The 12100-nt window shown below is 39.3% G+C and carries 14 protein-coding genes; 10 read left to right on the top strand and 4 right to left on the bottom strand.

The window, feature by feature from the left end; all coding sequences use genetic code 11:
• Positions 1-55: 55 nt before the first annotated feature.
• The 4 genes from bfr (at position 56) to CH362_RS17150 (ending at position 3936) form a co-directional block, all read left to right on the top strand.
• Positions 56-523 carry a bacterioferritin gene (bfr, locus tag CH362_RS17165; protein WP_100711546.1) on the top strand — a complete coding sequence of 156 codons (468 nt, stop codon included), beginning with the start codon at positions 56-58 and terminating at the stop codon, positions 521-523.
• Positions 524-1225: 702 nt separating this feature from the next.
• On the top strand, positions 1226-2392 hold the full coding sequence (locus tag CH362_RS19540; protein WP_100711593.1) for a THUMP domain-containing class I SAM-dependent RNA methyltransferase: 1167 nt from the start codon (positions 1226-1228) through the stop codon (positions 2390-2392).
• 18 nt (positions 2393-2410) lie between these two features.
• The gene (locus CH362_RS17155; protein WP_100711545.1) at positions 2411-3589 is read left to right on the top strand and encodes an acetylglutamate kinase; all 1179 of its coding nucleotides are present in this window, start codon (positions 2411-2413) and stop codon (positions 3587-3589) included.
• Positions 3589-3936: a DCC1-like thiol-disulfide oxidoreductase family protein gene (locus tag CH362_RS17150; RefSeq protein WP_100711544.1), complete on the top strand. Its 348-nt coding sequence runs from the start codon at positions 3589-3591 to the stop codon at positions 3934-3936. Before CH362_RS17155 ends, CH362_RS17150 begins: the two co-directional genes overlap by 1 nt.
• Here the strand turns inward: CH362_RS17150 and CH362_RS17145 are convergent.
• The 3 genes from CH362_RS17145 to CH362_RS17135 are packed head-to-tail and all read right to left on the bottom strand — an operon-like array spanning position 3933 to position 7002.
• Positions 3933-4610 (bottom strand): iron-containing redox enzyme family protein, encoded by a 678-nt coding sequence (locus CH362_RS17145; protein WP_100711543.1) that lies wholly within the window; start codon positions 4608-4610, stop codon positions 3933-3935. The genes CH362_RS17150 and CH362_RS17145 overlap by 4 nt on opposite strands.
• Positions 4607-5731 carry a D-alanine--D-alanine ligase family protein gene (locus tag CH362_RS17140; protein ID WP_100711542.1) on the bottom strand — a complete coding sequence of 375 codons (1125 nt, stop codon included), beginning with the start codon at positions 5729-5731 and terminating at the stop codon, positions 4607-4609. The genes CH362_RS17145 and CH362_RS17140 overlap by 4 nt, the downstream gene beginning before the upstream one ends.
• Positions 5728-7002 (bottom strand): KamA family radical SAM protein, encoded by a 1275-nt coding sequence (locus CH362_RS17135; RefSeq protein WP_100711592.1) that lies wholly within the window; start codon positions 7000-7002, stop codon positions 5728-5730. Before CH362_RS17135 ends, CH362_RS17140 begins: the two co-directional genes overlap by 4 nt.
• Before the next feature lie 98 nt (positions 7003-7100).
• On the opposite strand from CH362_RS17135, the gene CH362_RS17130 reads away from it, so the two are divergent.
• The 6 genes from CH362_RS17130 (at position 7101) to CH362_RS17105 (ending at position 11664) form a co-directional block, all read left to right on the top strand.
• On the top strand, positions 7101-7772 hold the full coding sequence (locus CH362_RS17130; RefSeq protein ID WP_100711541.1) for an HAD family hydrolase: 672 nt from the start codon (positions 7101-7103) through the stop codon (positions 7770-7772).
• Positions 7773-7829: 57 nt separating this feature from the next.
• Positions 7830-8663, top strand: coding sequence for a GerMN domain-containing protein (locus CH362_RS17125; protein WP_165780287.1), 834 nt, complete (start codon positions 7830-7832; stop codon positions 8661-8663).
• 69 nt (positions 8664-8732) lie between these two features.
• Positions 8733-9353 (top strand): TetR/AcrR family transcriptional regulator, encoded by a 621-nt coding sequence (locus tag CH362_RS17120; RefSeq protein WP_100711539.1) that lies wholly within the window; start codon positions 8733-8735, stop codon positions 9351-9353.
• Positions 9354-9363: 10 nt separating this feature from the next.
• A complete protein-coding gene (locus CH362_RS17115) occupies positions 9364-9828 on the top strand; it encodes a hypothetical protein (protein ID WP_100711538.1) in 465 nt (154 codons plus the stop codon).
• 2 nt (positions 9829-9830) lie between these two features.
• A complete protein-coding gene (locus CH362_RS17110; RefSeq protein ID WP_100711537.1) occupies positions 9831-10133 on the top strand; it encodes a DUF3817 domain-containing protein in 303 nt (100 codons plus the stop codon).
• 400 nt (positions 10134-10533) lie between these two features.
• Complete coding sequence (locus tag CH362_RS17105) at positions 10534-11664, top strand: GGDEF domain-containing protein (protein ID WP_244280629.1); 1131 nt, start codon at positions 10534-10536, stop codon at positions 11662-11664.
• Here CH362_RS17105 and CH362_RS17100 read toward each other — a convergent pair.
• Complete coding sequence (locus tag CH362_RS17100) at positions 11612-12010, bottom strand: LIC11299 family lipoprotein (RefSeq protein ID WP_100711535.1); 399 nt, start codon at positions 12008-12010, stop codon at positions 11612-11614. The genes CH362_RS17105 and CH362_RS17100 overlap by 53 nt on opposite strands.
• Positions 12011-12100 lie beyond the last annotated feature (90 nt).

The raw sequence follows: 12100 nt of genomic DNA, 5'->3' as shown, positions 1-12100 counted from the left end.
TCGCTTTTCAAAATAGGCACTCTCGTTTATAGTGATCTCAGGTAGGAGAAACGACGTGAAAGGAAACCAAGAAGTCCTCGAAATCTTAGCGGAAGTGCTCTCCGCCGAACTCACAGCGATCAACCAGTATTTTATCCACGCTAAGTTGAACAAGAACTGGGGTTATGACAAGCTTGCTTCTTACATGAAGAAGGAATCCATCGAAGAGATGAATCACGCAGACCAAGTGATTGAACGTATACTCTTCCTGGATGGAATTCCTGATCTGCAAAGATACATGAAGATCAATGTAGGCAAGGATATTGAAAGTATCCTAAAAAATGATTTAGACGTAGAGTATAATGCCGTAGAACGTTTGAATCGTGGGATAGAAATTACCACCAAGAATAAAGACAACGGCACACGTGAATTGCTCGAGAAGATCCTCGTCTCCGAGGAGGAGCATATCGACTGGCTCGAGGCCCAGCTAGAGATCATCAAAACCATTGGGGTCCAAAATTATTTGGCCCAACAAATTGCCTAAGCATTGAATTCCAAAAAACCATCCCCTAAAAAATCCCCTTCTTCCGGTTATGGCAAGAAGGGGCCTGCTAATAAATCAGGTTCTTCTTTTTCAAAACCGACTCGCTCCAAAAGTTCAGACTCCGATCGAGATTCAGATCGTAAACCGTATCGCTCTAAAGAAAGAAGCGATTCAGAAAAACCTTATCGTTCCAAAGACGGAAATTCTAAATCAGGATATTCTTCCGACAAACCAAAAGAAAAAGGTGGTTCCAAACCTTTTCGTTCTGGCGATGATCGAAAATCCCCTTCTCGTTCCGGAAATCGTAAATTTTCAGACGATGACAGAAAACCTTACCGCGAAAAAGATTCTAGCAGAGAAGATCGCAAACCATTCTCCCGCAATGCAGATCGCGGAGAAAGAAAACCTTTCTCTCGCGACTCCGATCGTGGTGAAAGAAAACCATTTTCTGGAAATACAAGAAGAGAAGGCAGAAGTTCCTACGGAGAAAGTTCTGACCGCGGCGACCGTAAACCATTCTCACGTAATTCAGATCGTGGCGAAAGAAAACCTTTCTCTCGCGATTCAGACCGTAGTGAAAGAAAACCTTTCTCTCGTGACTCGGACCGTGGAGAAAGACGTCCTTTCTCACCTAGAGGCAAAGAAGGATTTCGTTCTGAACGTCCAGCCCGCCCTTACGAAGAAGATAATTTCAGAGAAGGAATCCGCGCAGGCTGGCAATCAGCAAAACTTTCTCTTTCAGAATTTGATAGACCAGAAGCACTCACCTATCACGCATCATGCGGTGATGGCCTTGCATTCCTATTAAAGGAAGAGGTTAAGGAAGCAGGCTTAGAAACTCTCTCCGACAATAGAGGAGGAGTTTTTTTCAGAGGGCCCGCTAAAAAGGTCAGAGATTTTTGTTTAAGTTCCGGGATTTCTTCCGGCATCAGCTTTGAATTGTCTTCTTGGTCGGACATACAAGGACCAGACGATCTATACGAAGTCGCAGCAATGTTCCCTTTTGAGAAATTACTTTCTCCTAAAACAAAATTTAGAATAGATGCTGCAACAAAAGATAATCTGCAAGATTCACGTTATGCAACCTACCGCTTAAAAGACGCGATCTTTGATAGATTCAGAGCCCAAGGCCTGGAACTACCTGAAGCAGATCGTGAAGAACCTGAGGTATTATTCTATCTTCGTTCCAGAATGAACCAGGTAAAATTATTTGTGGCATTACATGCTCAACCTTTACAAAGGAGGGGGCATGGAAGAGAAGGTGGAGAAGCTCCACTCAGAGAAACTCTGGCACAAGCATTACTCCGTTTTTCAGGTTGGAAACCTGGAGAAGCATTGTACGATCCATTCTGTGGTTCTGGAACTCTTTTGATAGAAGCAGCACTTAGAATGAGAAACGGCGGTTGGGTGAATTATAAAAGTTTATCCAGATCTTCTATCTTCACTAGGCTTTTTGGACCATGCAAAGCAAAAGAAGAATGGGACTCTAAGGAGATCTTACTCTTTGGTTCAGATATTTCAGAAGAAGCAATTGAACTCGCAAAGAAGAATGCAAAAGAAGCTGGAGTCGCAGACCTGATCCGCTGGAAGGTTGCTTCCGCAGAAGAATTGGATGAAAGCCTAGGATTCAAAGAAGGGAAAATTGTGACAAATCCTCCTTACGGAGTTCGTTTGGGAGATAAGGAATCCGTTTCTGAACTCTATTCGACCTGGGGAGAGGCTTTGAAAAAGAATTTCTCCGGATCCTATGTGGCAATGGTAGCAGGAGATCCTTCCCTTTTGGGCTTCCTAAAACTGAAGTCTGATAAAGAACAATCTGTCACCATCGCAAAGTTAAAAGGAAAATTAGTTGCCTATCGGATCGACTAAACCAGACTCCCGGGAGAGATGAATCACCAGGAGATCCTACTCAAACTTTTAGAAGTCACAGAAAACTCCAAGGACAGTTTTCAGTTCCTGAAACTATTCCGGTCCTTGGAGCCCGAAAAATTCGCGGTCATCCATGCAAGTTCCGAAACCTTGACAGAGTCGGCGGAAGCATTCCTATACAATTTAAAATTATTACAAAAATTACAGTTATTCCCTGTAGTCGTTCTGGAGAAGGACGGAGTATCTTACGCAAATTTATTCTATCGCTCCCCTGCTTCCAAGATCAGTTTGGAGTCCATCAAGGACTCATTGGAAGAAGGACAAGAACTTCCTGGCTCAAGAAACCTTCCTGCAAAATGGTTCAGAAATCCAAGCCAAGCATTGGAATCTGTTCTTTCATCTTTAAAAGAGAAGAAGATCCCGGTATTCGTAACAGACCAGAGCGGATCTGAAATTTATCCTTATCTTTCTAATTTATGCAAAGAACTTAGAACTAAAAAGTTAATCCTTCTTACAACAAGAAGTGGACTCCATAATTCGGAAGATAAAAAGATTTCCATCTTAGATTTCGAATCTACTGAAACTCTTCAAAAAGAAGACGAATTATTATTCAAAGAATGTAAAATGATTTTTGAATACACTGGAGATCCGAATCTTCAGATCGCGATTACTTCCGCCCCTAGCCTATTAAAGGAATTATTCACTATCAAAGGTAGTGGGACTCTATTAAGAAAAAAGAATAGAATAGAATTTCATACTGATTTCCAAAATTTAGATCCTAAAAGATTAAATGGACTGATCGAAGATTCTTTTGGAAGAGGATTAAAAGAAGGTTTTTGGAATAAGGAATTTTCTGGGATTGTTCTGGAGTCCGAATACAAAGGATGCGCACTTCTACAAAACACTCCTTGGGGAACCTTTCTTTCTAAATTTGCAGTGAACGAGATCGCGAGAGGAGAAGGTGTAGGAAGAGATATCTGGGACGAGATGTTAAAAAAAGCCCCCGTTCTTTTCTGGAGAGCGAGAGCAGAAAATACAATCTCCAAATGGTATGCAAAAGAATGTAGCGGCCTTCAAAAAGAAGGAATCTGGATCTATTTCTGGATCGGATTGAAAGAGAAAGAAATTCCTGCGGTATGCGATTTTTTAAGAAACCTTCCTGAAGATTTGGAATCTAAGCAACGGATCGATTCCTAATGGAACAAAATGTTTTTTTATATGATGGAGACTGCGGCTTTTGTTCAGGTCTCGCTTCTAAATTATCTGAGCTATCCTTAGACAAAAGCGTAAAATTTGTAAGTTTCAGAGATCTATCTTCTCAAAACCTAAAAGAATTACATCCAAGTTTAGGACCCAAATTAGTTGCGGGTAATGTGCAATATATCTCAGGAAATATGAGATACCCTGGTTTTTTTGCAGTCCGAAAACTTTCTCATTCTTTAAAAGGATGGAGATGGGCTTCTCCCCTTCTTTATTTGCCCTTGGTTCCGATACTCGGAATGTTTTTTATGAGCCTTTTAAAATCGGTTCGATCTAAGGTTTAAAGAGAAATCGGAGAGATTATCTTTTTTAGACCTTCATAAAATACTAAACGTGCATCCAATGCGAGTTTAGAACCTTCTCTTACTTTTTGCATTTTTTCAGGATCAACTGCTACAGTTTCTATTAATCTAAACATTTTTTCGGAGTGAGATTCATCTGCCTCCAAATTCACTTGGAAAAATTTTCCTTCCGGAAGGGAAATCCTGGATTTAAGATCAGAATAAGACTTATACATTCTGGAATATTCTAATTTTAGAAGATACTCATTCGCAGGCCCAAGTGCTCCTAGTGCGGAATAAAAATCAGTGGTAGTAATTCTTTTCATCAAAGCAAGATATGCTCCGGTTTCAGGAAGCATATCTTCCCCAGTCACTGTCTCCCCCATCTCGGAAAGGAATTTTCTAAGGATAGAAACATGTGAATCTTCCTCCTTACCTTCTCCCAATTCTTCCCATATATTTTCTACGAGTATTATCTTAGATGGGACAAAATTTGTGAGGGCCGCAGTATTCAAAAACCAATTCACAAACTCTACAGACACAAAATATTCCTGCTTCAACCAAAGAAGAAGGTCAGAATGTTCCATTCTTTCTTCTTTTTCTTCTAACCATAAATTCGCAGTCAATACAGGATGATATTTGACCTGGTCTATTAATTCTTCTCGAAACGTTTTCATCCTTCGATCCCGCTCGTTTGTTTTTCTTTTTTCAGTTTGGAATAAGTAAATCTTTCAGTTAAAAATTCTATTCTCGCAATTTCCAATAATTCTTTCATCAGGTCCGAATACGTTCCGAAACTTTCAGAATAACAAATCGGAAAACTGCTATAATAAGAGGATAAACCAGGAGTCAGATTCCATTCCAAAAACATTGGCTTCCCTTTCGCATCCACCTTCCAATCCAAACGAACTGCTCCGGAAGTTTTGATTAATTTACATAATTCTAATGCACATTTCTGTATATATTCAGATCTTTTTTTATCCAGATCGAAATGTAATTTTTCAGGCATACTCAGTTTAGTTTTGGTAATTTCTCCGTATATTTTTTCCGGAGAATTTTCCAAACCGATCCTTGCGACCTGACTTGCCTTATATCCGTAAGTTGGTGAACCTATAACTGCCAATGTCCATTCTTCTCCCGGCAAATAAGATTCGCAGATCCAAGAGGAGTATTCGTTAAATTTGGATTGGAGGAATTGATTTAAGTCAGCTTGGTTCGAGATCAGATTTTCTTCTCCCACCCCAAGACTTGAACCTTCGAATCTGGGTTTGAAGAAAACTGGAAATTCAGATTCGAGTGGAAGTCTGGCACCGCGGAACGTGGAATCCAGATTCCGCGCTGGATCTAACTCCTGACTCTGTAATGATGTAGTATCTTCGACAGAATTCTTCTCTACTATATTCCAAGGACTGGTAGGAACACCTGCAGACACACAAAACAGTTTAGAAAGATGTTTATCCAAACTCAAATTCTGAGCGTAAGCATCAGATCCAGTATGAGGAAATCCTGAATATTCTGCGAGCCCAGGAAGAAGTGCCTCCCTATTTCGGGAACGAAAGCCTTCTACCAAATGGAAAAGAACAGGTCTATCCAAAGATTCTAAGGAAGAATAATCTGAGAGTTTTTGTAGTAACTTCGACGGAAATTCAATGATCTCCACCTTCTCTCCCAATTCCTCCAGACAATGTTTAATCTTTTCAACAGAACTCCGATCTTCCCATTCTTGAGTGTCCTTAGGATCCATGTCTGGATTTTGGATATCCGCAACGATCAAAACAGTTGGAGAATCTGAATTCATTTTCCGGATTCTCCCAAAGGTCCAAGGCCTTTAAATGCAGAATAGGAATTCTGCAGTACCAGCAACCAAGTCTCCTCACTGATCTCAGGATAAAATTCCTCGTATTCACTATCAGTTGGTTCTGGACTCAAATGATAAGTCCCTCTTACTGCCGATCGAAACACATGATTTCGAGAAGGTTTGTGAAATCCAAGATACCAATTCGGGCCAAGACTCACCTTTCCTCCACCACCAGGAAGATCATTCACAAACTGCGGAATTCCCATACCTGCAACTTTTCCACGCATATATTCAATTATTTGAATACCTTTTGCAAGTGGAGTCCTAAAACCGCGAGATCCTGGAATCAATTCAGGATCATACATATAATAAGCGCGAATTCTAAGTTCCAAAAGTTTTCGATGGAGCCTAAGCATTGTTTCTCCATCATCATTGATCCCTTTTAGGATCACACATTGGTTTCCTACGCTTACTCCAGCTTTTAGAAGTTTAAGAATCGCTTCTTTTGCTTCGGAAGTGCATTCTTTTTCATGATTGAATTGAGTATTACAAAAAATAGATAAATGATCCGTGTTATGGGATTCTATAATTTTACATAGATCAGAAGTAATCCTCATAGGAAGAGTGACTGGATTTCTTGTCCCCAACCTGCAAATTTTTACATGAGGGATTTTTTCTAAATTTTCTAAAATCCAATCTATTTTAGAATCAGCAAGATTGAGTGGATCCCCACCTGAGATCACAACATCTGAAATTTCAGGATGATTTCGAATATAATCAAAACATAATTCCAGATCCGCAGTTTCCATTCTTTCAGAAGAATCTGAAACTTTTCTTCCTCTCATACAATGTCTACAATAAACGGAACACTCATGATTCGAAAAAAGTAATACTCTATCCGGATACATATGAGTAAGACCTTTTACAGGAGAAAGATCTTCTTCATGCAAAGGATCTAATGTTTCTTCCGGAGAGAAGAAGGATTCTTCTTTTCTTGGGACGATCATTTTTCGGATGGGGCAATTTGGATCTTCAGGATCAGAAAGAGAAAGATAATAAGGAGTAGTTCCTACATTGAGTCGGATAGTTTCTTGGATCCCAATTTTCTCAGATTCGGTTAAATGAAAATATTTTGGAAGATCTTCTGCTCGTACCCTTTTTTGGAGTTGGGCCTTATAATCAGTCCAAACAAAAGAAGAATATAAATTCTTTCTAGAATCAACAGGTGACTCTAGATCCGCTATTCCCCGGTTTTTCCCCAATCTCTCCATCCGGAACTCTTTTCCCATCCTTATGCCCGTGCAGGGAAAATCAAGCGAAGGAAAAAAGGAATGCCCCGAATTCCCCACCCAAAACTATTGTCTAGCTAATGGATTGGAATCCCAAACGGGTCCGCGCACTTGCCTTCGATGTGGACGGAACCCTATTTTCTTCCGAAGGAATCATTTTAGAAACCTATGCGGAAGCAATCCGCAGATTTTCAGTCAACTCCCAGATCCCACTCGAGGTTCCAGATAGAGAAAGAATCATGCTGGAGATCGGAAAACCGGTCAAAACTATTTTTCTGAACCTGGTTCCCCAGCTTAAAGAGTCCGAAAGAGACCAGATCTCCGACTCAGTTTTGGAACTTTTAGTGTCTAAGATCCGACAAGGAGAAGGTGAATTCTACCCTAAGGTCAAAGAAACGGTCACTTCTCTCAAAAATAAGGGGTACCAAATTTTGGCAGCTTCCAATGGCAGAATGCCCTATGTCAAAACCATCCTGGAAGTTTCCGGGATCCTGTCCTTATTCGATCCAATCGTCGTTTTGGACAATGAAACGATTAAAACCAAGCCTGATATAGTCGCAAAATACATCCGAGATTATTCTTATTCCCCAGATGAGATCCTGATGATCGGGGACAGAAGTTCAGACCACGAGGCGGCCCGAAAAAACGGTAGCCCATTTGCATTCTGCGCCTATGGACACGCACCCGAGGGAGAAATTCCTGATTGGGAAGTGAGTCTGGCAAAATTGGAAGATCTGGACGCAATATTCTAATCACTTTTCCTGGGAAAAAGTGAGAAGGCAGTTTCCGGATCAGCCGAAAATTGTATTGTGCCCGAATCGGATAAACTTAAATCGCTTCTTTATATCCTGACAGGGGCTCTATTCGTTTTAGTATTACTGGATAAGTCTATGGGGAATAAGAATACCACCTCCCCCGGACAAGAATCCCATTCTTTCTTTTCAAAATTTAATACGATCGGAAAAACAAATCCGTTATCTCCTACTTCTTCTTCAGAGAACAAAGGGAAACAAACTCATGAGCAGGTAATGGATCAGGCAGAAGACGAAATCTTAACCGAGCTAATGCAGAATGGAGAAAACTCTTCTTCCGAAGAACTCTCCTCTGATTCAAACGATCCGGAAGAAATGTTTATCCCGATCGTAGAAATGCCTAAGCCTGGACCAACTGGACCTTCTCCTAAAATTCGTTTGGATCATTCTCCAGGAGAGATCAAACTTTACTTTCTGAAGTTTTATGGAAGAGGAAACAAAAGCCACTCTAGACTGGTTCAGCTAAAAAGAAAATTCGATCATGGGGATAAGATCCTATTCATTCTAAAAGAACTCACTAAGGGTCCTTCTTCAGATGAGAAAACACAAGGTGTCCTGAACGCACTTCCAAACAGAATGGAATATTCTAAAGAATACTCTGTAGAAAATGGAGTATTAAAATTATACCTAGGCCCTGATTTCGAAGCAGGCGCCGGCCCTGAACTTTTAAAAGATAGAGTGGACCAGATCTGTTACAGCATTCTAGAAAACTCTGAGCTGAGAGGGATTAGGCTCTTTATTAATGGAAAACAAGTCCGCTCTTTAGGTGGTGTAGGACTTCCGATCCCGGAAGTTCTGACCAAAAATCCAAGAAAGATCGCTACTCTTTAATTTAAAATCTTTTCGATCTCGGAATATTCTTCTTGAAAAAAATAGAACGATCGGTCGTTCTTTTTATTCATGATCACTGGCGGAAAACTTAGCCAAGAAACAAGAAACCATATCTTAGATAAAGGGCTTGAGTTAGTAAGCAAATCAGGTCTGGAAGGTTTGAGTCTTGGTCCTTTGGCAGATCTTTCAGGGATGTCCAAAAGTGGATTATTCGCTCATTTTGGCTCCAAAGAAGAAATTCAAATTTCTATTTTAGATCATACAGCGGAGTTTTCTAAATCAAAAGTTTTAGAACCTGCATTAAGGGCCAAAGAAGGTCTTCCTAGACTTCGTTCCTTAGTAAAACATTGGATGGGTTGGTCCAAAAAAGCGGGACTTCCTGGAGGATGCCCTATCGCTGCAGGATTATTCGAATTAGATGATTCAAAAGGTCCAGTCCGCCAAAAACTATTATCGATGGAATCAGAATGGAGAACTTTTTTAAAAAAGCTCGCTAAGGAATGTGTGGACCTGAAAGAATTAAGATCTGATCTGGATTTAGATCAATTTGTCTGGGAACTTTGTGGGATCTATTTAGTTCATCATACTTCGTTACGATTTTTAAAGGATCCTAAAGCGGATTATAGAGCTACTAGATCATTCGAAGATCTATTAGAAAGATCCAAATCTAAAAGAAAAACCAAAAAATAAAGGAGAGATTATGTATTCACATTTATTAATATTCCATTCATTCACAAGATGGATCGTTCTATTCTTACTCTTATTTACTTTGGTAAGATGTATCCGAGGAATAATATTTAAAAAGAATTTCGAAAAATGGGACAATTTAGGAAGGATCCTAATGATTGCATTCTCACATTTTCAATTGGTATTAGGATTTTTCCTATATTTCAAAAGCCCTATTGTTCAGGCTTTTTTCCTGGATCCTGTCGGAGCCTTTCAGGTTTCAGATATAAGATTTTTCGCAATAATCCATATTTCTATTATGATCATTTCAGTAGTATTTCTTACAGTTGGATCTGCAGTATCCAAACGCAAAAAAGAAGACTCTGAAAAATTCAAAAGTTTATTCGTATGGATTTTAATCTCGATACTACTAATGTTTATCGCGATTCCATGGCCTTTTTCTCCATTCGCAAATAGACCCTATATCAGAGAGTTTTAGAAATGACAAAATTTTTCACAACCGAGCTTGGTAGGCTCAGACTTTTAGGCTTTTTAGAAGGAACATCCCTACTTCTTCTTATATTCATTGGAATGCCTTTGAAATATTATTTCGGATCGCCGGAAATTGTTAAACTTTTAGGCCCAATCCATGGTGGACTATTTCTTTTATTCCTTCTTGGAACATTTCATTTCTCAATCGAGAATTCATGGAGTTTTAGAGAAAGAACCTGGAAAGTAGCCCTTGGCTCAGTCTTTCCATTTGGAACTTTCTATATAGATAGCACCATTCTAAGAAAATTATAACTGGTCCCAAAATTTATCCCTTTGTGGATAAATTTTGTAGTAGTTCCAACATCTTCGATATCAATGAAATGAAGGAACTACACCTTCGAGGCGAATACTGCGTTGCGATTTATCCTAACGCAATTGGAATTCCAATCTTCTGACAAAAACGACAATCACTTGCCTTAGATTTTTTTTTGACTAAAATTAGATTCTTCCTTGCTCAGAGATACGTTATGCTTGAACCGTGGTCTTATTATGGAGGTTTTCCTAAAAAGCCTTCCATGCGGAAATTAAAACAATGTTCAAGTGGTTCCCAGGCATAGACCGAAGAATTCGCTTACTATCAAAGCGAATCTTCTTTAATCGATACCCCCAAGGATTTTTAGAGACCAATTGGAGCGAAATCCGGCAGTCCTTGGTGGCCCACTATTCTCTTTGCATCGTAATCAGTTTAATCACCTATTTCCTGCCGAATTCGCGGGACTTCGAAGACGAATCTCTAATCCTTCTACAATCTAGCAGAATCACGTTAATCGTTCTTTCACTCATATTTTTGTGGAGACATGCCCGCAAAAAAGATTGGGTCCCTAAAAAGTTGGAGTTCTACAAAGTATGGACTTCTTCTACCCTTCTAATCTCATTCTTTCCTTTTTTATATTCTGATAAGGTCCACTACGATGTCTATCTTCACCAGGCATCCGCGATCTTACTTAGTATGAACCTTCTTCTTTGGTTAACGACTACCACTGCAGTTGCCACAAACCTTGCATTCTGTTTCATGTTCTTAGGTGTGTGCTATTTAGGAGATTCTCCTGTAGAAGCTATGCAAGAGTTCCCGATCCTTCTAACCTATCTATTCGTAGGAACATTCGGAAATGTGATCATGAACTATTGGAGAACTATGGATTACCGAGATAAAAAAAAATTATCCGGTGCAGTCCTAAGGTTGAAAGCAAAAAATCTGCATATCAGAATGATCTCTAACTTGGATGATCTTACTGATCTTTATAATCGCAGATATCTAATAGAACAATTCGATATATTTAAGAAGAGAGCAAGACGTCACCAATTTCAAATGGCACTTGTGATTTTGGACTTAGATCATTTAAAAGAGATCAATGATAAATACGGACATATGGCAGGAGATGATGCTCTCCAAACACTTTCTGCTGTTATGAAGTCTAGAGTTAGATCTACTGATATTTGTGCACGTATCGGTGGAGATGAGTTTTGTGTTCTTTTAGATTCAGTAGATCCTAAAAGTTTAAAAACTTTATGTGAGTCTTTGCGTAAAGGTGTGGAATCTCATCCACTTTCAGTCAGAGATCCGAATGACAAGCCTGTGAATATCACTGTATCCATAGGCGCTGCCATTCTTTCTTATGATGAAGATTTTACTTTTGATGATCTATACCAATCCATAGATTCAGGATTGTATAAATCAAAATCTTCGGGTAGAAACAGAGTTACAATAGTAGAAGCTACTAAGCTAAATACTAAGGTTGATCTTTCTGCTTCTTGGCCTGAGGAAGTTCGTATATATAAGTAAGTTCGCAGTATTCTCCATCGCCAAAATACTTTTGTTCTTTTTGTTCTAAGAAGAATTGTCTATGTTTTTGGTCTGATTCCAACTCATCCAATCTTTGGGTGACTTGTAATTTTGCAGCTTCACAGGAAGTCTTTTTCATTTTGAAAAAATCCTGTTCTTCTACAGAAGGAACGGAAGCTTTCCCGATCGCTATGAATTGATACTTATGAGGACCCAAGGTTTTTACACTGACTCCGGTATCCATATGGACCCTTTCTCTATGAGAATCCAAACAATTTGATACACAGAATAGAAATCCACAAATCGCGGATAACTGCAGTATTTTAGAACTCAAAGATTTTTTCATTCTTTCCCCCGTTCGAATCTATCTATTTAGGAAAGTTTACGGACTAAGTCATCCGGATTTTTGAAAAAAATTTACAATCGTATAAGAAAA

This window comes from Leptospira saintgironsiae (assembly GCF_002811765.1).
Taxonomy (GTDB): domain Bacteria; phylum Spirochaetota; class Leptospiria; order Leptospirales; family Leptospiraceae; genus Leptospira_B; species Leptospira_B saintgironsiae.
Note: the sequence above shows the minus strand (reverse complement) of the source record. Positions and strands in the feature narration are given on the sequence as shown.